At 71.6% G+C, this 19,442-nt stretch carries 18 protein-coding genes; 11 read left to right on the forward strand and 7 right to left on the reverse strand.

The window, feature by feature from the left end; genetic code table 11:
* Nucleotides 1-6: 6 nt before the first annotated feature.
* A complete protein-coding gene (locus DB32_RS04485) occupies nucleotides 7-1,320 on the reverse strand; it encodes a sigma 54-interacting transcriptional regulator (RefSeq protein WP_075097446.1) in 1,314 nt (437 codons plus the stop codon).
* Nucleotides 1,321-1,399: 79 nt separating this feature from the next.
* A complete protein-coding gene (locus DB32_RS04490) occupies nucleotides 1,400-2,608 on the reverse strand; it encodes a hypothetical protein (RefSeq protein WP_053231181.1) in 1,209 nt (402 codons plus the stop codon).
* Nucleotides 2,609-2,777: 169 nt separating this feature from the next.
* On the opposite strand from DB32_RS04490, the gene DB32_RS04495 reads away from it, so the two are divergent.
* From DB32_RS04495 to DB32_RS04520, 6 genes are all read left to right on the forward strand, one after another.
* Nucleotides 2,778-4,142: a serine/threonine-protein kinase gene (locus DB32_RS04495; protein ID WP_169791338.1), complete on the forward strand. Its 1,365-nt coding sequence runs from the start codon at nucleotides 2,778-2,780 to the stop codon at nucleotides 4,140-4,142.
* The gene (locus DB32_RS04500) at nucleotides 4,139-5,098 is read left to right on the forward strand and encodes a tetratricopeptide repeat protein (RefSeq protein ID WP_053231183.1); all 960 of its coding nucleotides are present in this window, start codon (nucleotides 4,139-4,141) and stop codon (nucleotides 5,096-5,098) included. The genes DB32_RS04495 and DB32_RS04500 overlap by 4 nt, the downstream gene beginning before the upstream one ends.
* 2 nt (nucleotides 5,099-5,100) lie before the next feature.
* Nucleotides 5,101-6,510 (forward strand): NHL repeat-containing protein, encoded by a 1,410-nt coding sequence (locus tag DB32_RS04505; RefSeq protein ID WP_053231184.1) that lies wholly within the window; start codon nucleotides 5,101-5,103, stop codon nucleotides 6,508-6,510.
* Nucleotides 6,511-6,585: 75 nt separating this feature from the next.
* Nucleotides 6,586-8,379: a hypothetical protein gene (locus DB32_RS04510; protein WP_075097447.1), complete on the forward strand. Its 1,794-nt coding sequence runs from the start codon at nucleotides 6,586-6,588 to the stop codon at nucleotides 8,377-8,379.
* On the forward strand, nucleotides 8,379-9,413 hold the full coding sequence (locus DB32_RS04515; protein WP_053231186.1) for a hypothetical protein: 1,035 nt from the start codon (nucleotides 8,379-8,381) through the stop codon (nucleotides 9,411-9,413). Before DB32_RS04510 ends, DB32_RS04515 begins: the two co-directional genes overlap by 1 nt.
* A 13-nt stretch (nucleotides 9,414-9,426) precedes the next feature.
* The gene (locus DB32_RS04520; protein WP_053231187.1) at nucleotides 9,427-10,977 is read left to right on the forward strand and encodes a DUF1501 domain-containing protein; all 1,551 of its coding nucleotides are present in this window, start codon (nucleotides 9,427-9,429) and stop codon (nucleotides 10,975-10,977) included.
* A gap of 10 nt (nucleotides 10,978-10,987) precedes the next feature.
* Here DB32_RS04520 and gloB read toward each other — a convergent pair whose 3' ends face one another.
* Nucleotides 10,988-11,764: a hydroxyacylglutathione hydrolase gene (gloB, locus tag DB32_RS04525; protein WP_053231188.1), complete on the reverse strand. Its 777-nt coding sequence runs from the start codon at nucleotides 11,762-11,764 to the stop codon at nucleotides 10,988-10,990.
* Nucleotides 11,761-12,207, reverse strand: a complete 447-nt coding sequence (locus DB32_RS04530) for a hypothetical protein (protein WP_053231189.1) — start codon at nucleotides 12,205-12,207, stop codon at nucleotides 11,761-11,763. The genes gloB and DB32_RS04530 overlap by 4 nt, the downstream gene beginning before the upstream one ends.
* Nucleotides 12,208-12,257: 50 nt before the next feature.
* On the opposite strand from DB32_RS04530, the gene DB32_RS04535 reads away from it, so the two are divergent.
* The 4 genes from DB32_RS04535 (at nucleotide 12,258) to DB32_RS04550 (ending at nucleotide 15,287) form a co-directional block, all read left to right on the forward strand.
* Nucleotides 12,258-12,761: an ATP-dependent zinc protease family protein gene (locus tag DB32_RS04535; protein ID WP_053231190.1), complete on the forward strand. Its 504-nt coding sequence runs from the start codon at nucleotides 12,258-12,260 to the stop codon at nucleotides 12,759-12,761.
* A gap of 13 nt (nucleotides 12,762-12,774) precedes the next feature.
* Nucleotides 12,775-13,845 (forward strand): L-dopachrome tautomerase-related protein, encoded by a 1,071-nt coding sequence (locus tag DB32_RS04540; RefSeq protein ID WP_053231191.1) that lies wholly within the window; start codon nucleotides 12,775-12,777, stop codon nucleotides 13,843-13,845.
* A gap of 111 nt (nucleotides 13,846-13,956) precedes the next feature.
* Nucleotides 13,957-14,436 (forward strand): DUF2267 domain-containing protein, encoded by a 480-nt coding sequence (locus DB32_RS04545; protein ID WP_075097818.1) that lies wholly within the window; start codon nucleotides 13,957-13,959, stop codon nucleotides 14,434-14,436.
* A gap of 191 nt (nucleotides 14,437-14,627) precedes the next feature.
* Entirely contained in the window at nucleotides 14,628-15,287 is a 660-nt protein-coding gene (locus DB32_RS04550) for a hypothetical protein (protein ID WP_053231193.1), read from the forward strand.
* Here DB32_RS04550 and DB32_RS04555 read toward each other — a convergent pair whose 3' ends face one another.
* From DB32_RS04555 to DB32_RS04565, 3 genes are all read right to left on the reverse strand, one after another.
* Nucleotides 15,288-16,154 carry a sterol desaturase family protein gene (locus DB32_RS04555; protein WP_053231194.1) on the reverse strand — a complete coding sequence of 289 codons (867 nt, stop codon included), beginning with the start codon at nucleotides 16,152-16,154 and terminating at the stop codon, nucleotides 15,288-15,290. It abuts the gene before it with no gap.
* Nucleotides 16,154-16,813, reverse strand: a complete 660-nt coding sequence (locus DB32_RS04560; RefSeq protein ID WP_053231195.1) for a TetR family transcriptional regulator — start codon at nucleotides 16,811-16,813, stop codon at nucleotides 16,154-16,156. Before DB32_RS04560 ends, DB32_RS04555 begins: the two co-directional genes overlap by 1 nt.
* Nucleotides 16,814-16,976: 163 nt before the next feature.
* Nucleotides 16,977-17,498 carry a hypothetical protein gene (locus DB32_RS04565; protein WP_053231196.1) on the reverse strand — a complete coding sequence of 174 codons (522 nt, stop codon included), beginning with the start codon at nucleotides 17,496-17,498 and terminating at the stop codon, nucleotides 16,977-16,979.
* A 156-nt stretch (nucleotides 17,499-17,654) separates the two neighbouring features.
* Between DB32_RS04565 and DB32_RS04570 the strand changes: the two genes are divergently transcribed.
* Nucleotides 17,655-19,415 (forward strand): serine/threonine-protein kinase, encoded by a 1,761-nt coding sequence (locus DB32_RS04570; protein WP_157068713.1) that lies wholly within the window; start codon nucleotides 17,655-17,657, stop codon nucleotides 19,413-19,415.
* Nucleotides 19,416-19,442: the final 27 nt, after the last annotated feature.

Below are 19,442 nucleotides of genomic sequence, written 5' to 3' on the forward strand. Positions count from 1 at the left end.
CAACGATCATCCGAGGCCGTGGCGGCGCAGGAGCTCGATGAGGTACGAGCGGTCCATGCTCGCCTCGCGCGCCGCCGCGCGCACGCTCTCGGTGCGCTCGAGCAGCGCCTCGAGGTAGCGGCGCTCGAACGCGTCGACGACCTCGCGGCGCGCCTCCTTGTACGGCCGTCGGAGGAGCGCGTCGGGGATCGCGGTCGCCCCCGGCGCGCTCGGAGGTGCGTCGTCGTCGTCGTCCGGCGGAGGTCGGCCGAGCGCGAGCGTCGCGAGCACCGTGTTGCGGAGCTCGCGCACGTTGCCGGGCCAGGGACGGCGCTTGAGCTCGTCGATGCTCGCCGGCGGGAAGAGCGCGTCGATCGGGCCCTCGTACCCGGCCTCCTCGAGGAAGTGCGCGATGAGCGTCGGGACGTCGGACGCGCGCTCGCGCAGCGGCGGGACCAGGACGCGCACGATCGCGAGCCGGTAGAAGAGATCGAGACGGAACCGGTTCGCGTTCACCTCGGCGCGCAGATCGCGGTGCGTCGCGCACACGACGCGCAGGTCGATCGGGATGTCCTGGGTGCCGCCGACGCGGCGGATGCGACGTCGCTCGAGCGCGCCGAGCAGCGACGCCTGCAGCTCGGGCGAGAGCTCCGCGACCTCGTCGAGGAACACCGTCCCGCCGTTCGCGCGCTCGAACGCGCCCACGTGGCGGCGATCGGCGCCGGTGAACGCGCCGCGCTCGTGCCCGAAGAGCTCCGACGCGAACAGCGTCGGGGAGATCGCGCCGCAGTCGACGGTGACGAACGGCTGCTCGCGACGCGGGCCGCTGTCGTGGATCGCACGCGCGACGAGCTCCTTGCCGGTGCCCGACTCGCCGCGCACGTACACGCTCACGTTCGTCGGCGCGAGCGACGCGATGGTCGCGGCGAGGCGGCGGAGCGGCTCGGATCGACCGTAGAGCCCGGCGATCGGCGGCGCGTCGTCGTCGACGATCCACGCGCCGTCCTCGACGCGAAGCTGCGTGCCGCCGAGCGTGATCGTCGTGCCCGCGGCGATCTCGGCGCGGCTCTGGCGCAGCAGCACCGGACCGACGCGCGTGCCGTTGGTCGATCCGAGGTCGACGATCTCGATGCGCCCGCCGCTGCTGCGGAGCTCGAGATGGAAGCGCGACACGGTGGGATCTTCGAGCACCAGGTCGTTGCCGCTCGCCGATCCGATCGTGAGCACGTCGCGCTCGGAGACCACGCTGCGTCCCGCGAGCGGGCCCGCGGTGACGGTGATCGAGAGCGTCTGCACCGGGAGCCCGTAGGAGAGCAGCGGGACGGTGTCGGGCACAGTCATCGAGTCCGGTCGACTCTACCATCGTCTCGCGGCGCGCCCCGGCGGGAGGATCCACCCGACCACCGGTCGGGCGCACCCTTCAGCCCGGCGGCGACCAGTCGCGCGGCTTCCACATCATCACCGGGCCGCTCACGGTGGTCGCGAGGATCATCACGTCGTACTCGGGCACGTACTGGAAGCGACCGAACACACCGTTCGTGTTCGGCGCGCCCGGTGTCGCACCGCTCGACGGCACCTCGGTGGTCCACGTCCAGTCGCTGCGCGAGAGATGGTAGAGCGTGCGCGTGTCGCCGACGCCCCACCCGGTGAAGCGATCGCGCCGCGCGTCGTAGGTGAAGCCCGGCCCCTGCATCGCCTCGAGCGCGGTGTCGCCCGCGGTCGTGATCGGCGTCGCGACGCCGGTGGCGACGACGACGCGAATCGGCGCGACGCGGTTGCCGGTGTAGACGAGCTCGCCGTGCGTCGTGTCGAGCGCGCCGGTGACCGCGCTCATCGTCGGACCGAACTGCTGCAGCCGCGTCGCCTCGGGCTCGCGCGGATCGAAGCGATCGACGTGCGCGAACCCCGCGGCGTGCTGCGCGTTCTGGAGCAGGAGGATCGACTCGCTCGCGGGATCCCAGCGCGCGGTCCCGCCGAACGGATCGAGCACCTCGACCGGCACCGCGCGCCAACGCAGCGTGTCGAGGCTGAATTCCCACGCCTGACGCAGCGGAGATCCGCCCGCGCCCATGCGGTACACGCTGTTCGTGGTCGGCGCGTAGACGAGGCAGTCGTAGGTGTGGATCGGGATCGGCGCGCCGTCGGGGAACACACCCGCGGTCGCTTCGGTCTCGAGGTACACGCTCGGATCGTTCACGCGCTCCCAGCGCGCAGCGTGGACGTCGAACGCGTACCACTCGTTGCCGTCGTAGTCGCGATGACCACCGCCGTTGACGTAGAGGCGATGGCGCTCGCGCGCGTACGTGCCGCCGCTCCACGCGTCCATGAGCCCCTGGAGGCCGGTTCGGAACCCGTCGGGCGTCGCGACCGAGCCGTAGTCGAACGCGACGTCGGCGAGGGTGTTCACGCCGATCGCGGTCCACTCGCCGGGCGTCGCGTCGACGATGTACGCGGGCACGTCGGTCGGGATCGGACCTCCGTCGGCGCGCGCTGCGTCATCGGTCGTGCGCGCGTCGAGCGGCTCGAGAGGCGCGTCGATCGCGGGACCGGCATCGGGTGCGATGACATCGCTCGGCTCGCTGCACGCGATCGCCGCGAGCGACGTCAGGATCGAGAGGCATCGGCGCATGCGCAGCGCGATGGCAAGCGCCGAGCCGTGCGCGATCGCTGCGCCGCATCGCGACCGACGTGCGTGGTGGGGTCCACCCTGCCACGTGGTCGGGTGGAGCCGACGACCGCGCGCTTCGCTTCTCTCGCTCGGTGCGCTGTGGAATCATCGCGCGGTGGATCGGCGCGCCGTGTCGTCCAGCCGCGAAGCTCCGCGTTACCGACTGCTCGCACCGATCGCGAGCGGAGGCATGGGCTCGGTCGATCTCTGCGTGCGGATCGAGGGCGAGTTCCAGCGCCTCGTCGCGGTGAAGCGCCTCTTGCCGCTGCTGCGCGTCGACGAGTCCGTGCGCGCGATGTTCCTCGACGAAGCGCGCATCGCGGGGCTGCTGCGGCATCCGAACGTCGTCAGCGTCGTCGACGTCGGCGAGGACGAGGGCGGCCCCTACCTCGTGATGGACTACGTCGACGGGATGTCGCTGCACGCGATCTCGGCGCGCCTCGGCGACGAGCCGATGCCGATCGGCATCGCGGCGCGCATCGTCGCCGACTGCGCGCGCGGTCTGCACGCGGCGCACGAGCTGCGCGGTCACGACGGCGCGTGGCTCGCGCTCGTGCATCGCGACGTATCGCCGCACAACGTGCTCGTCGGGCTCGACGGGCACGTGCGCCTGACCGACTTCGGGATCTCGAAGGCCGTGGGCCGACAGACGCGCACCACGACCGGGCTCCTCAAGGGAAAGCTCGGGTACATGGCGCCCGAGCAATTGCGCTTCGAGGAGGCCGATCGACGCTCCGACGTGTTCGCGCTCGGCGTGGTGCTGCACGAGCTGCTCACGGGCGCGCGACTGTTCAGCGGCGAGCCGCGCATCGTCGCGCAGAAGATCCTCAACGGCGCGATCCCCGACGTGCGCGACGCGCGCCCCGAGATCCCGTCCGCGCTCGCCGCGCTCACGTCGAAGATGCTCGCGACGCGCCCCGAGGCACGGCCGGCGACCGCCGAGGAGGTCGCGCTCGCGCTCGAGGAGATCCTGCGCGCGGCGGCGATCGAGCACTCGTCGTCGGACGTCGCGGCGTTCGTGAGCGCGCGCGCGGGCGAGGATCGCGCGCAGCTGCGCGAGAGGATCGCGGCGCTCGTCGCGGGCTCGTCCGAGCCCGATGTCGCAGCGGATCTCGAGCCGACTCGACACGAGCTCGCGCAGCCGGAGACGGCCGTCGCGACGCCGGGCTCGATCGCGGCGCGGCCGCCCGCACGGCGCGCGGTCGTGTGGGCCCTCGCGGCGTGCTTCGTGCTGACTCCTCTGGCGATGTGGGCGCTCGGTGCGGCGTGGGCTCGGGACGACGGAGGCGCGGAGCCCGAGAGCCCGCGCGCAGAAACCGCGGCCCCCGAGCCCGAGCGCGCGATCGAGCCTGCGCCCGCGCCACCGGTCGAGCCGAGCGCCGTGACCGCGCCGGCGGAGCCGGACGCGCCCGCGCTCGAGACGACGCCGCCGAGATCGCGCCGACGTGCGCGATCGCGCGCAACGGATCCGATGGGACGATGGGACTGGGAGTGAGCCGCGCGCTCGTCCTCCTCGTGCTCGGAATGATCGGGGTCGGGTCGAGCCGCGCGCACGCGCAGTTCGACGAGATCACCGCGCCCGACGACGCGACGATCGCCCGCGCGCGCGAGCTCTTCGAGCTCGGCCACGGCGCGATGGATCAGGGCCGCTTCGAGCTCGCGATCGAGCATCTCTCGGCCTCGCTCGCGATCGCGGCGCGCCCCGCGACCGCGTTCGATCTCGCGATCGCGCTGCGCGGCGCGGGACACCCGACGCACGCGGTCGAGATCCTCGACGGACTGCTCGCCGGCTCGTACGGCGCGCTCCGCAGCGCGCAACGCGACGAGGTCGTGCGGCTCCGCGCCGCGACCGCCGCCGACGTCGCGCACGTGCGCATCCGCGTCGCGCCGCAGGGCGAGATCGAGCTGCGCATCGACGGACTGCGGGTCGACGACATCGCGCCCGGCGCGTGGATCGAACGCGCGCTCGATCCCGGACGTCACGCGATCACCGCGAGCGCGCCCGCGCGTGTCCCCGCGGAGCGCGTCGTGGTGCTCGAGCGCGGGGGCCACGCGGAGATCGAGCTCGAGCTGGCGCCCGAGCTGCGCCCCGGGACGCTCGCCGTCGAGGGCACGGCGCCCGAGCTGCAGGTCGAGATCGTGGGCATCGCGCGCGGGCGCGGCCGCGTCGCGGCGGAGATCCCGCCCGGGGCGTACGTCGTGCGCGCGACCGGCGCGGGCGGCGCGAGCGAGACCCGCATCGAGGTGCCGTCCGGCCGCACCGTGCGGCTGCGGGTGTCGGGGCGCGACGTGTCGATCGCCGAGGAGCCGTGGTTCTGGGTCGCGCTCGTGGGCGGTGTCGTCGCGCTCGGCGGCGCGGCCGCAGCGACCGCCGTCGCGCTCGATCCGCCGCTGACCGATGCGATCGCGGACCCGGTGTTCGGCGTCACCGTCGCGCTCACGGGCCCCTGACGATGCGCGCGATCACGACACGCCTCGCGCTCGCCGCGATCGTGCTCGCGAGCACGCTCTCGTGCGCGCGTACCCGCACGCAGGTGCTGGTGCGCGTCGACGCCGATCCCTGGACGCTGATGCGCACCACGCGCGTGCACGTCCGGGTGTGGAACCACGAGGACGAGGTGCGGCTCGATCGCGTCGTGCGCGTGCAGGGCGACGGCGCCGAGACGATGCTGCCGCTCACGGTCCCGATCACGCCGCGCGACAACGACGCATCGCGCGCGTGGCGCGCCCACGTCGAGGCGTTCGACGCCGACAGCCGCAAGTTCAACGAGGTCCGCGCGATCAGCACGTTCGTCGCGGATCGCGTGTTCGAGGTGCGCCTGCGGCTCGAGGACGCGTGCATCGATCGGCTCACGTGCCCCGAGGATCAGACGTGTCATCGCGGCGAGTGCCGCGACGCGCACGTCGACCCGATGCCGCCGGTGATCCCCGCCGGGCTCGGATGGCACGAGCTCGACGACACGCGGCTCGCGGACGTCTGCGATCCCGCGTACGGCCAGTGCGAGTTCGTGGTGTCGTCGTGGAGCGGCGCGACGATCGACGCCGAGGGCGCCCGCATGTTCGTCTGGGGCGGCGGCGGGACCGGCGAGTACCGCGGCAATCAGGTGTTCGAGCTCGAGCTCGACACGCTCACGATGCGCGCGATCGATGCGCCGATCGGCGTCGGCGCGACGTGCGAGGAGAGCGACTTCCGCGAGCGCCCGCCGCCGCGCGCGACCTACGACGGGCTCGAGTGGATCCCGGCGCTGCAGCGCATGCTCGCGTACGGCGGCGCGCAGTGGTGCAACGGGATGGACGCGCAGCTCTACGACCCCGCGACCGCCACGTGGGAGCGCGTTCCCGTGCCCGCGGCGAGCATGTATCCGCACGTCGCGCTCGCGTACGACCGCGATCGCGGCGTGATCGTCTCGGCGCCCGGGAGCCTCTGGATCTTCGACCCGGCGGTGCGCGCGCTGACGCGCATCGCGGACGCGCCGATCGACTCGTTCAACGTGACCGCGACCATCGACACGCGGCGGCGGAGGTTCGCGGCGTTCGGCAACGGCGTGTACTGGGAGCTCGACCTCGCGACGAACACGATCTCGCGCCCGGCGCTCACGGGCTGCGAGGCCGCGCTCGCGCAGCCGGCGCCGGGGTTCGTCTACGACTCCGCGGGCGATCAGTACGTCACGTGGGGCGGCGGCGACGACGTCGTGCTGATCGATCCCGAGACGCACGTGTGCACGACGCTTACGTTCCAGGACGGCCCGGGACCGCAGGTGACGCAGGGCACGTTCGGTCGGTTCGCGTACTTCCCGACGCACGACGTCTTCGTGCTCGTGAACGCGGCGTCGCAGAACGTCTTCGCGCTCCGGCTGCGCTGAGCGTCCTCGAGCACGCGCGCTGGCGCGTGCCGTGCAGAGCGTCGCGAGCCCGCGCTCGGCGGGAGGAGGACGCGGATGCGACGGCGAGCGAAGCGACAAGGGACGCGTGTGCTCCTCGCGGTGCTGCTCGCGGCCTGCGGCGGCACCGGCGGCGCGCAGGACGACGGAGGCATCGCGAGCACGGACGCGCAGTGCACGACGACGCCGACCACACCACCCGACGATCCGCTCTCCGCGACGCGCCGCCTGCGGCGCATGACGCTCGCGCTGACCGATCGCATGCCGAGCCGCGAGCGCCTGAGCGCGCTCGCCGCGATCACCGAGCCCGACGCGCAGGACGCGTTCCTCGACGCCGAGCTCGAGCGGCTGCTCGCCGAGCCCGCGTTCTACGACGCGATGGTCGACTTCGGGCACGCGTGGGTGAGCGCGCCGCCGGTGGGATCGATCGCCGACGCGCCGGAGTACGGGCTCCTCCAGCAGCGCACGATCCGGCAGTGCCCGGCGGGAACGCTCCACGCCGGCAAATGGGGCTCGCCGAACATCTACGCCGACAACCAGCCGTGCAACGGGCTCGACGCCGACGGCAACCCCACCGTCGTGCGCACGGTCGAGCCGTGGTGGGCCGAGGGCACGACGATCGAGGTCGTCGGCCGCGACGGCGACGATCGCGTGATGATCACCGCGCGCGACGGCACGACGATCGACTGCGGCGATCGCCTCGGCGCGGGGTTCTCGTCGGAGAACTACGAGCAGTGCGGGTGCGGTCCGCACCTCGTGTGGTGCAACCCCAACCCCGAGGGCCTCCAGAACTACAGCGCGTACGGGCTCGGCTATCCGGACGCGAACCGCCGGCACACCTGGGACGAGCCCGCGCGTCTGCTCGCGCACGTCGCCTGGCACGATCGACCGCTCACCGATCTGATCGCGGGCACGTACTCGGTCGGGCCCGTCTCGCTGCAGGCGACGTACGTGCGCTACGGGCGCCGGCTGTCGGGCCCCGGTCGCGACGACGACGACGCGTGGTGGCGCGCGAGCCGCTGGAGCACGCCCCACGATCCGCACCACGACGCGAACGACCCGCGCGCGTGGAGCGAATTCGACGTCACCACGCGAAACCCGTTCCTCCTCGCGGATCGACACTACCGATTCGATCCGCGCGTCGAGCCGAGCGGAACGATGCGCGGCGTGCCCGCGGCGGGCGTGCTCACGTCGCCGGGGCTCCTCGCGTCGTGGGTCCGCGAGCGCGTCGCGGGCGCGCGCACGCTCGAGATGTTCGCGTGCGAGAACTTCGTTCCTCCGCCGCCGACCGCGCACTTCGCGCCCTACGAGCACGATCCCGCGAGCGGCGGTCCGTGCATGCACTGCCACACGCGGATCGATCCCGCGTCGATCCACTTCAAGCGCTTCATGCGGGTCGCCGACGACTACGCGATCCTCGGCGTCGGCGACGCGCACTACGGCGATGCCTGGGTCCGCGGCGTCTATCCGTTCAACGGCGATCCGTGGGAGCGCATGAACCGCCTCTGGCTCCCCGGCAGTCGCATGACGCCGGTGAGCGCGGACGAAGCGATGCGCGAGCCGGAGACGCGCTTCATCGACTTCCTCCCGCCCGACCAGACGCTCTACGGCCGCACGAGCGACGGCACCGTCGGCCCGCTCGGCCTCGCGCACCTGCTGATCGACTCGGGCGCGTTCGATCGCTGCGCGGTGCGTCGCCTGCATCGTCGCTTCGTCGGTCGCGACGTCGATCCCACCGCGGAGTCCGGATACCTCGATCGGCTCGTCGCCGGGTTCGTCGAGGACGGTCGTCGCGTTCGTCCGTTCGTCCGCCGTCTCGTGGACACCGACGCGTTCGGGAGGGGGCTCTGATGTTCCGCGACGATCGATCGTGGGTGCTCGTCGCGCTGCTCGCGACGATCGGGTGCGACGCCGCGCTCGACACCGGGCCCGCAGGACCACGCGGCGGCGCGCCGCCGACGAGCGATCCGACGTGCGAGAGCGGCGGCATGGATCCCCGCAACGACGTGATCCGTCGCGGCCTCGCGCGCACCTGCGAGGGCTGTCACTCGGTGGGCGAGCACGGGTACTTCGCGTCCGCCGTCGCGTTCGAGTCGCTGCTCGTGCGCAACCCGCGGCTCGTCGTCCCCGGCGATCCCGACGGAAGCGCGCTCGTGCAGCTGCTCGAGGGACGGCGCGAAGGATCGACGTTCTCGCAGATGCCGCTCTCTGGCGATCCGTTCGCGGTGATGGCGGAGCGCGGCGAGACCGACGTCTCGATGGAGGCGATCCGCAGCTGGATCCGCGATCTCACGGTGCCGGGCGTGTCGACGGAGCCCGACGTACACGCCGCGACGGTGCAGCGCATCTCGGCGACGCACGTCGAGCTCGGTCTCCGTGATCTCCTCGGGCTCACCGAGGACGACTTCTGGACCGTACATCCGAGCGCGAACGGATCGATCCGCGTGATCGCGCGCAGCACCGACACGTACCCGGTGCGCTCGCCCGATCGCGTGGCGGGCCTCGAAGGGCTCAACCGGTTCGAGGCGCTCGGCGGTGGCTCCGCGATCGCGCAGCGCAGCGAGGATCGCACACCTTCGACGACGTTCGTGCAGACGCTCGTCCCGCTCTCGCAGGCGTGGTGCGCGCTCGCGGTGCAGAAGGTCGGCAACACCGCGCTCTTCACCGTCGCGACGCCGGCGACCGGCAGCGCCGACGACGCGTCGCTTCGCGCGCAGATCGCCGACTGGCACCTGCTCTTCCTCGCGGAGCCCGCGCGCGACGAGGACGTCGACACGATCGTGAACGACGTCTTCGTCCCGCTCGAGGCCGAGAACGACGCGCAGACCGCGTGGATCGGCACCTGCGCGTACTTCGTCCGCCACCCGCTTTTCGTCCTCTACTGAGTCGGAGGTCCGCATGAAGATGTCGAGACGCACGCTGCTCGCGGCCGGCGGTGTCGGCGCGGTCCAGCTCGGGCTCCTTTCGCGCTTCGGTCTGCTCGACGGTCGCGCGCGCGCCGACTGCACGACCGATCGCCCGACGAAGCTGCTGATGATCATGATCCCGGGCGGGATCCACCACGAGCTCATGTGGTCGGTGTTCCACGACGATCGCATCGGGCGATTCATCCCGCGTCCCGATGGCTCGCCGATCTTCTACGACGCGTCGACGGTCGAGAACCTCGACGGCTCGGGCGACGCCGACGTCGATGCGCCGATTCGGCGGGTGCGCATGAACGTGACGTGGGATCGCGCCGATCCGTCGATGCGCCTCGCCGAGCCGGGCAACAAGGGCTACGCGTGGGCCGCGCCCGAATATCGGCTCTGGGAGAACACCGCGATCATCTCCGGCGTCGACCAGGGCACGGCCGCGCACCTCTCCGGGCAGATCGCGTCACTGTGCGGCGTCGCGGGCGCGACGTTCGGTGCACCCGCGATCCCCGCGGTGATCGCGAATCACTTCCTCGATCGCTTCCCCGATCGCGCGGTGCCGAGCGTCTCGATCGGCGGCTCGCTCTCCGGCCCCGCGCTCGACCTCGCGCCCGCGGCGGGACCCGCCGAGATCGCGAACGTCGGTGACCTCGAGTACACGCTCTCCGATCGTCGCTACGCGTGGAACGGGCTGCGCACCCGCACCGAGGAGCCCGCGCTCGCGTTCGATGGAACGCCGCAGGGCAGCGGCATCCCGCTCACCGCGGTCGAGGGCGCGCTGCTCCCGCAGATCCGAGGGCTGCGCGGGCGCAGCACGCGCGGCACCGACACCGCGCTCGAGCAGCTCTACGAGGGCTACGCTGGCCTGTCGCGCACGCTCGCGCGCGACATCGTCGATCTCGTGGCCGCCACGCCGGGGGTCGAGCATCTACCCGCGTCGATGCCGTGGGCGCCGGGCGCGCCGCGCTTCGGGTGGACGATCGGCTATGCCGACTACCACGCGACCGACGCGACGTGGGGGCCGAACTTCGATCTCGCGCTGCGGATGCTGAAGAGCGATCTGACGACGGCGGTGAGCTTCCGACTGCCGATGACGTTCAACTTCGACTCGCACTTCACGAACCCGTTCGGCGGCCACGGCACGCACCTGCGCGGCGCGTTCGAGGTCATCGGACGACTGATCGCGGAGATGAAGCTGACGCCTTCGACGATGCGCGCGGGGAGCACGCTGCTCGACGACACGCTCGTGTACATCACGAGCGACTTCGGTCGGACGTTCCCGATCACCGGCGGCTCGGATCACAACCCGATGCACTCCGCGGTGCTCGTGAACGGACGCATCCAGGGCAACCGGATGCTGGGCGGATACGAGGAGAACGGGCTCGGTCGTCCCGTCGAGCTGATCGGCGAGGACGACGAGCGCGAGACGCGGCCGCCGACGTCGCGCGACGTGGCCGCGACGATCTACTCGTGCTTCGGGTTCCGCTCGTTCATCCCCGGCGGCTACGGCATCGTCGACGGCGTCGCGTGCCCGTGACGTCGCGCGATCAGAACGAGTCTTTCGCCTCGCGGATGCGCGCGAACACGTCGTCCTCGGACTCCGCTGCGCCGCGCGACTTCGCGTAGGCGCGCACCGCGATCGAGTCCCAGCGCAAGAACGGGTTCGTCGCGAGCTCCTCGGCGATCGTCGCGGGGACCGTGACGCGCCCTTCCTCGCGCGTCGCGATCACCGCCTCGAGCCGCGCCGCGATCGCGGCGTCGTTCGGCTCGACCACGCGCGCGAACTCGAGGTTGCGCTTGGTGTACTCGTGCCCGCAGTAGATGCGCGTGTCGGGCGGCAGCGCGCGCAGCCGCGCGAGCGACGCGCGCATGATCGGCATCGTGCCCTCGAACACGCGCCCGCAGCCGCCGAGGAACAGCGTGTCCCCGGTGAACGCCATCCCGCCGCCCACGTACGCGATCGCGCCGAGCGTGTGACCCGGGATCGCGAGCACCTCGAAGCGCACGCCGCCGTGCTCGACGACCTCGCCGTCCGCGACCCCGCGCGTCTGCCGCTCGATGTTCCCGCTCGTCGCGTCGTGCGCGCTGCCGAGCACCGCGAGGTCGGGGAAGCGCGCGAGCAGCCCCGGGATCCCGCCGACGTGATCCCAGTGGTGGTGCGTGCACCAGATCGCATCGAGCGAGAGGCGCTCGCGCTCGAGCACGTCGATCACCGGCTCGTGCGCGGACGGATCGATCGCGACCGCGCGCTGCGTCTCGCGATCGACGATCAAGTAGCCGTAGTTGTCGCGCAGCAGCGGGATCGTGAGCACCTCGAGCGTCATGACGCGTCTCCTCTCATCAGCACCACGCCCTGCGCGAGCACGGAGAGCGTTCCGATCGCCACACCCACCAGGGTAGGCACCAGCGACGCGCCGAACATGAACGCGAACGTCGACGCGATCGTCGGCAGCTGCGGGATCGACGCGGTGATCAGGAACACCTGGTTGCGCACGGTCTCGATCTGCACCGCCGTCGCGCCGGCGCCCAGCTTCGCGATCCGTCGCGCCGCGATCGTGCGCTGCGCGAACGTCCCCGCGATCCCCGCCAGCGCCGAGATCACCACGAGGAGCCACGCGAGCGGCGTCAGGAACGGCTCGAGGAACGCGCGCACCGCCTCGAAATCGGGCGGGAACAGCAGCCAGCGCAGGACGCTCTCGAACGCGAGCGCGATCGGCGCGGCGAGCACCGTCGCCGCGACCAGCAGGATCGTGCTGCCTCGCTTCATGCGCGCGAGCGTACTCGATGCGCGATGTGGTATTCGCTCCGGGAGCGCGGATGAGCGACCGGACGAGCGTGCAGGTGATCGGCTGGCGCGAGTGGATCGCGCTGCCCTCGCTCGGCATCGAGTCGATCAAGGTCAAGACCGACACCGGCGCGCGCACGTCCGCGCTGCACGCCGACGACGTCGAGCGCTTCACCTCGCGCGGTCGCCCGATGCTCACGTTCCTCGTGCACCCGCTGCAGCGCGATCGCGGGCTCGAGGTGCGCTGCGAGGCCGAGATGATCGACGAGCGCCTCGTCCGCTCGAGCCACGGCGATCAGCAGCTCCGTCCGGTGATCCGCACGCCGATCGAGATCCGCGGCGTGCTCTGGGAGATCGAGGTCACGCTGACGCGCCGCGACGTGATGGGCTTCCGCATGCTGCTCGGACGCGAGGCGATGCGCGGGCACCTTCTCGTCGACCCGGGCCGGAGCTATCTCGGCAATCCGTCGCCCTACCGGCGCAAGAAGAAGCGCAAGAAGAAGAAGGCGCACGACGTGACGGAGCAGTCCGAATGAGAGAGCAGTCCGAATGAGAAGGTCCCTCGCGCTCTCGATCGCGCTCTCGCTGACGGCATGCGGCGCGAGCCCGCCGCCCCCGCCGCGTCCACCGCAGGAGTCGACGCTCGAGCTCGTCGCGGAGTCGCCGCGTCGCTGGACCGGCATCGCGATCCGCCCCGAGGGACGCGTCTACGTGAGCTACCCGCGGTGGAGCGACGACGTGCCGATCTCGGTCGCGGTGCTCGATCCGAGCGGCACGCCGATCCCGTACCCCGACGAGCGCTGGAACGCGTGGCGGCCCGGCGAAGATCCGCGCACCCACTGGGTCGCGGTGCAGAGCGTCACCGTCGATCGCGAGCGTCGCCTCTGGGTCGTCGATCCCGGCAACCCGCGCTTCGCGGGCGTCGTCGAGGGAGCGCCGAAGCTCGTCGTGTTCGACGATCCCGAGGACGCCGACGAGCCGCCTCGCACCTACTCGTTCGAGCCGCCGGTGATCACGCCGAGCTCGTACCTCAACGACGTGCGCGTGGACGTCTCGCACCACCACGCGTACCTCACCGACTCCGGCGACGGCGCGCTCGTGATCGTCGATCTCGAGACCGGCCTCGCGCGCCGCGTGCTCGACGGGCATCCGAGCACGCACGCCGAGGACATCACGCTGCGCATCGGTGGCCAGCCCTTCGCGCGCGAGGTGCACTCGGACGGCATCGCGCTCGACGAGGACGGAGGCTGGCTCTACTTCCAGGCGCTGCGCGGGCGCACGCTCTACCGCGTGCCCACCGAGGTGCTCCGCGATCCGAGCGCCGACGACGCGACGATCGCGAGCCGCATCCAGGTGCTCGGCGAGACCGGCGCGTCCGACGGGCTCGAGTTCCACGACGGGCGCGTGTGGCTCAGCTCGCTCGAGCACGACGCGATCCGCACCTTCGTGCCCGGTCAGGGCGCGCCCGAGGTCGTCGTGCAGGACGCGCGCATCGCGTGGCCGGACTCGTTCGCGATCGGCCCGCAGGGTCAGATGTACTTCACGACCGCGCAGATCCACCTCGGCGCCGCGCCGCCCGATCCGTTCCGCATCTTCCGCGTGGTCACGCCGTCGCCGTGACGTCGGCGCGCGGCAGTGGCGAACGGCGACGTCGCCGCTCGCTCCGCCGCGCGCGTCTGCATCGCAACGAGGGCGCACGCCGCTTGCTCCGTCGGGGGCGAGGGATGCGCCATGCAGACGAACCGCACGATCGACGCGTTCGAGACGACGCTCCAGGCGACGCACCAGTGGATCCGCGACTACGCCGACAACCTCGGCCAGCTGCACCCGCCGCTCGCGTATCGCTGTCTGCGCACTGCGCTGCACGCGATCCGTGATCGCCTCCCGGTGTCCGAAGCGGTCGCGCTCGCGGCGCAGCTGCCGATGCTGCTCCGCGGCGCGTACTACGAGGGCTGGGTGCCGGGGCACACGCCGCACGCGATGCGCACGCCCGACGAGCTCTACGACCGCGTGAGCAAGGAGCTGAGCGGCGGGCTCGCCGCTGCGCCGCGCGACGTGATGCTCGCGGCGTTCGAGCTCCTCAACCAGCACATCGACGAAGGCGAGATCCGGAAGGTGCGACACCTCCTCCCCGAAGAGCTGCGGCGCATCTGGCCCGAGCCGCTCCCGCACATCGCGCGACCGCCGATCGAGCAGCCCGGCACGGCGTGATCGATCGCCTCGGTACGCGAGGCGAGACGCGCGCACGTCCGCGGCTCCGGTCGCACGCGCGTGCCCCAGTTGCGGGAGGATCCGACGCGGCGATGACTCTGTTCATCGTGCGCTCCACGAATTCATCGGCTCTCTCCGCGGCCGGCTCCCGTGCGTGCCCGAGACGGGCACTCCCGTCCGCCGTCCGCTGTGTGAGCACTCCTATCGCGCTCGTCCTGGCGCTCTCGATCGTGCTCGCCGCGCCCGCCGCGACGGCGCAGGAGGGCCCGGATCCATCGCCGTCGGACGCAGCGCAGACCGAGCTCGACCCGCAGCGGCTCCGCCACCTGCTCGGTGTGCGCGAGACGATGGCCGACTGGATGACCGGTCTCGGCATCGCCGCGTGGGTGTCGCTCACGACGACCGCGATCCTCGGTGCGATCAGCTTCCACGATCGCTACGGGTTCGCGGGGCGATACGAGGACACGCCGTGCGCGCAGGGCACCGCGGTCTGGAACGAGTACTGCGAAGGCACGGTGTGGCCGCATGCGATCGCCGGCGGGATCACGACGACGCTCTACGTGACCACGTCGATGCTCGGCATGTTCATGCCGGACCCGCTGCACCTCGGCGATCAAGACGACGCGCGCGGCGAGCGCATCCGCATCCACCGCACGATCCGGATCGCGACGACCTCGCTGATCATCGCGCAGGCGCTGCTCGGGCTCTTCATCTCGAACGCCGACGACTGGTTCGGCATCGATCGCCAGCAGCACTTCGACGCGATGCAGGCGCTCAGCGTGACGCACATGGCGCTCGGCGCCGCCGCGATCGTCTCGCTCTCCGCGCAAGGCGCGGTGATGATCTTCTGACTACGAGCGCGCCAACCGCGCGCGCAGCACCGCGCTGGTCTCGCCGCGTCCGCCGGGCGCCCAACCCGGCGGTCCGAACACGTACCCGAGCGCGTCGCGCAGCGATCGTGCGCGCATCACGTCGCGCGCGATCGCGAGCCACTCGTGGAAGGCGATCTTCACGGGATGGAACGTCTCGATGTTCTTCGTGAGCCCGTAGTCCGGCGTCTCGGCCTCGGGCTCGAACGTGCCGAACAGGCGATCCCAGACGATCAGGATCCCACCGTGGTTGCGGTCGAGGTACTTCACGTTGCGCCCGTGGTGCACGCGGTGGTGCGAGGGCGTGTTGAAGATCCACTCGAAGGGCCCGAGCTTCGGCAGCCACTCGACGTGCAGCCAGTACTGGTAGAGCAGCGAGATCGCCTGCTGCACCAGGATCATCCCGGGATGGAACCCGAGCAGCGGGAGCGGCAGCCAGAACACGATGCCGGTGAACGGCGTGGTCCACGACTGCCGGAGCGCGGTCGAGAGGTTGTAGTGCGTGCTCGAGTGATGGTTGACGTGCGCCGCCCAGAAGAAGCGCGACTCGTGGCTCACTCGATGGAACCAGTAGTAACAGAAGTCCTCGCACACGAAGAGCAGCAGCCAGACCCACCACGCAGAGACCGGCAGATCGAAGATCCGGTGCTCGTACAGGAAGAGCCACAGCGCGATGACGCCGATCTTCACGACCCCGGCGATGAGCACGTTGCCGACGCCCATCGTGAGGCTCGCGAACGTGTCCTTCGTCTCGTAGCCCCGCACGTTCGCGCGCTGGCGCACGTAGAGCGCCTCGAGCGCGACCGTGATGATGAACGCGGGGATCGCGTAGTAGATCAGCGTCGACATCACCCCCTCCGTCGGGCTCGTGAGCCCGCCTTCGACTGCGCTGCTTGCGTGACCTGCGGTGCTGCGGCCGCGAGCTCGTGCACCGCGAGGCGCTCGAAGAACGCGAGGTGCTCGCGGTCGCGCCGCTCGTCGTTCGAGAACACACCGAGCGCGACGCCCTGCATCGCGTAGACGACCGCGTCGACGCCGCTCGCGAGCCCGGGATGCGACGCGAGCTCGGGGAGCAGCGCGCGCGCCTCGCGCTGGATGTTCGCGTTGTGCGCGGCGAGCAGCGGCTCGAGCGCGCGCCCGAGCTCGGGATCGGTGCGCGCCGCGAGATAGACCTCGAAGAGGCCCTGCATCGCGGGCAGGCGGAACACCTTCCAGAGCGCCGCGACGCCGACGCGGAGGCGCGCGTCGAGATCCGCGGGGGTGCGCTTGGGCAGCGCCGCGCGGAAGGCGTCCACGAGCGAGGCGAGCACCGCTTCGACGCACGCGGCGAGGAGATCGAGCTTCGTGGGGAAGTGCTTGAAGAGCGCGCCCTGCGAGACCTCGGCGCGCGCGGCGACGGCCGCCGTCGTCGTGCCGCGCAGGCCTTCTTCGACGAGGAGCGCGCTCGCGGCCTCGACGAGGCGAGCACGGGTGGCGATCGCACGGGCCTGCTGCGGCGCTTGGAGCACGGCCGTCAGGCTAGCAGAAAAAAGTGAGCGGTCACTTTCTTTTCTGAGCGATGAGCCCTCGAAGAGGGGGAATTTCTAAGGAGAGCAGGAAGTTAGGAAGGCAGGAGAAACTCTGTCTTTGGTTCCCGTCCTGCCTTCCTGCTGCTCTCCTTGGAGGAACTCTTCAGAAGCCGCCGGCCGGGCGGCAGTTGTCGAGGAGGCCGAGCGCGATCACCGGCGCGCAGAGCGACTCGACCTGCACGTCGGTGAGCGCGCGCGAGCGCTGCAGTCGGCGGTAGCAGTCGACCGGCGCGGTCGAGTCCGCGCAGCGGCAGAGGCCGATGCGCTGCGGGTCCGTGATCGTCAGCCGCGCGCGCGCGTCGAGGTAGCACTGGATCGGCGCCGACGACCATGCGCCGCTGCAGAGCAGCGCGATCTGCTGCTCGGTGAGGTTCGTGCGGTTCGCCGCGACCTCGTAACAAGTCGCGGGGGCTTCGGGCTCGGGCGCCGGGCGCTCCTCCGGCGCAGGCACCGGGACGGGCACGATCACCGTGCGCTGCACCACGCCGCCATCAGCCTCCACGACGACCTCGTCCTGCGCCGACGCCGACTGCGGCGGCCCACAAGCCGAGCAGCCGGAGAGCGCGAGCGCACCCGGCACGACGACGAGCGCGAGCGCGATCGTGAGCGGTGCGCGAGAGGTCATGAGGTCACCAACAAGCAACGCGCCCGCCAGCCACGCACAACGCGAAACGCCCAGGATCGCTGGCGTTCGTGCGTGGCGCCGCGCCGCGATCGCCGCTCGGTGGCCTGCGCGCTCGAGACGCTCTGCTCCGGTACAATCGCGGTCGAGGGGAGCGCGATGAAGATCTGCCCGGCCTGTCAGCTCAAGTACACCGACGCCGACTCGCGCTGCCTCGTCGACAACACCGTGCTCGAGACGCTCGCCGACGAGCGCATCGGCACGCTGCTCGGCGGTCGTTATCACATCGAGAAGGCGCTCGGCGAAGGCGGCATGGCGGTCGTCTATCGCGCGCGCAACGCGCTCGTCGATCGCCCGGTCGCGGTGAAGATCATGAACCCGCAGCTCTCGCGCGACGCGGCGCTCAAGGAGCGCTTCCGCCGCGAGGCGAAGAACGCGGCGGCGATCGCGCACCCGAACATCATCGAGATCCACGACTACGGCGAGACCGACGACGGCACGTCGTACCTCGTGATGGAGCTGCTCGACGGCGCGCCGCTCGATCGGCTGATCGCGAACGGGCCGATGCCGGCGCCGCAGGTGTGCACGCTCGGCCTCCAGATCGCGCGCGGCCTCGCGCGTGCGCACGACTTCGGCGTGCTGCACCGCGACCTCAAGCCCGAGAACGTGTTCGTCTCGCGCGGCGCGGGCGGCAAGCCCGTCGCGAAGATCCTCGACTTCGGCATCGCGCGCTCGATGCACGACCAGCGGCTCACCAGCGCGGGTCAGATCTTCGGCACGCCGCAGTACATGGCGCCCGAGCGCGTGACCTCGATCGACTCGGGGCCCTCCGCCGATCTGTACGCGCTCGGCGTGATCCTCTTCGAGATGCTCACCGGGCGACTGCCGTTCCAGGCCGACGACATCCCCGCGTTCCTGATCCTGCACCTGCAGGCGACGCCGCCGAAGCCGAGCGAGCTCGTGCCCCACGTGCCGCGTCGCCTCGAGGAGCTGATCCTCCGGATGCTCGCGAAGCGTCCCGAGGATCGCCCGGTCGACGCGCACCAGGTCGAGAAGGAGCTCGCGGCGATGGCGCCCGCCGAGGCCGCGGAGCTCCCGACCGAGCATCAATCCGTGCTGCCGCGTCCCGCGGCGCCGACGCTCCCGCCGACCACGCTCGAGCGCTGGGCCGCGCGCACCGCGCTCTTCGATCAGATGCTCGAGCGCGCGTATCCACGCGGCGATGCGCCGCCCGACGTGCGCCAGACGCTGAGCGAGATCCGCGAGGTGATCCGGCGCATGCACGAGCTGCGATCGGCGGGCCTCAAGGAGCAACGCAAGCTCGAGTCGATGGAGGCGATGGCGCGCGAAGGGCGGCAGCGGCTCGGCCACGCGATGAACGTGCTCGGCACCGATCTCTCGTCCGCGCGCGAGGCCGCGCGCACCGCGCACCAGGAGGTCTCGCCGTACTTCGACGCGGCGAGCGGCGCCGAGCGCGCGTACCGCGACGCGCACCGCAAGCTCGCGGCGAGCTTCGGCCTGAACGAGGCGAGCGCGCCGTCCCAGGCGCTGGTGATGATGCACCGCGAGCTCGCGGACGCGCTCGATCGCTGGCTGCTCGCGCACGGCACCGCGCAGCGCGCGCGGGAGTGGGTCGAGAGCAAGCAGCGCGAGGTGAAGGACCTCGAGTTCCAGACCGAGGCGATCCGCGGTCAGCTCGATCGCCTGGAGACGAGCTTCGAGCAGGATCGCAAGTCGCTCGAGCAGGCGCTGGAGCACGCGGGGCGCGAGATCGACGCGCTCGACAAGCGGCTCATGGCGCTCGCGACCCGATTCCTCACGCCGCTGCGCGCGCGCCGCGAGCTCGGCGACCTGATGCAGCGGCTCGAGCAGGAAGGGACGCCCGCGAGCGGGCTGCAGCGCCCGGGCTCCATCGGCTGACGCGCGCCGGTATGCGCGCGACGCATC

The sequence above is a fragment of the Sandaracinus amylolyticus genome, assembly GCF_000737325.1.
Lineage (GTDB): Bacteria > Myxococcota_A > Polyangia > Polyangiales > Sandaracinaceae > Sandaracinus > Sandaracinus amylolyticus.

Bases quoted from the DNA above. Each gene is read 5' to 3' on its own strand.
- DB32_RS04530 (WP_053231189.1), bottom strand. From the start codon at position 12,207: ATGAAGCGAGGCAGCACGATCCTGCTGGTCGCGGCGACGGTGCTCGCC.
- DB32_RS04505 (WP_053231184.1), top strand. From the start codon at position 5,101: ATGCGCGCGATCACGACACGCCTCGCGCTCGCCGCGATCGTGCTCGCG.
- DB32_RS04520 (WP_053231187.1), top strand. From the start codon at position 9,427: ATGAAGATGTCGAGACGCACGCTGCTCGCGGCCGGCGGTGTCGGCGCG.
- DB32_RS04515 (WP_053231186.1), top strand. From the start codon at position 8,379: ATGTTCCGCGACGATCGATCGTGGGTGCTCGTCGCGCTGCTCGCGACG.
- DB32_RS04545 (WP_075097818.1), top strand. From the start codon at position 13,957: ATGCAGACGAACCGCACGATCGACGCGTTCGAGACGACGCTCCAGGCG.
- DB32_RS04485 (WP_075097446.1), bottom strand. From the start codon at position 1,320: ATGACTGTGCCCGACACCGTCCCGCTGCTCTCCTACGGGCTCCCGGTG.
- DB32_RS04510 (WP_075097447.1), top strand. From the start codon at position 6,586: ATGCGACGGCGAGCGAAGCGACAAGGGACGCGTGTGCTCCTCGCGGTG.
- DB32_RS04570 (WP_157068713.1), top strand. From the start codon at position 17,655: ATGAAGATCTGCCCGGCCTGTCAGCTCAAGTACACCGACGCCGACTCG.
- gloB (WP_053231188.1), bottom strand. From the start codon at position 11,764: ATGACGCTCGAGGTGCTCACGATCCCGCTGCTGCGCGACAACTACGGC.
- DB32_RS04555 (WP_053231194.1), bottom strand. From the start codon at position 16,154: ATGTCGACGCTGATCTACTACGCGATCCCCGCGTTCATCATCACGGTC.
- DB32_RS04490 (WP_053231181.1), bottom strand. From the start codon at position 2,608: ATGCGCCGATGCCTCTCGATCCTGACGTCGCTCGCGGCGATCGCGTGC.
- DB32_RS04540 (WP_053231191.1), top strand. From the start codon at position 12,775: ATGAGAAGGTCCCTCGCGCTCTCGATCGCGCTCTCGCTGACGGCATGC.
- DB32_RS04535 (WP_053231190.1), top strand. From the start codon at position 12,258: ATGAGCGACCGGACGAGCGTGCAGGTGATCGGCTGGCGCGAGTGGATC.
- DB32_RS04565 (WP_053231196.1), bottom strand. From the start codon at position 17,498: ATGACCTCTCGCGCACCGCTCACGATCGCGCTCGCGCTCGTCGTCGTG.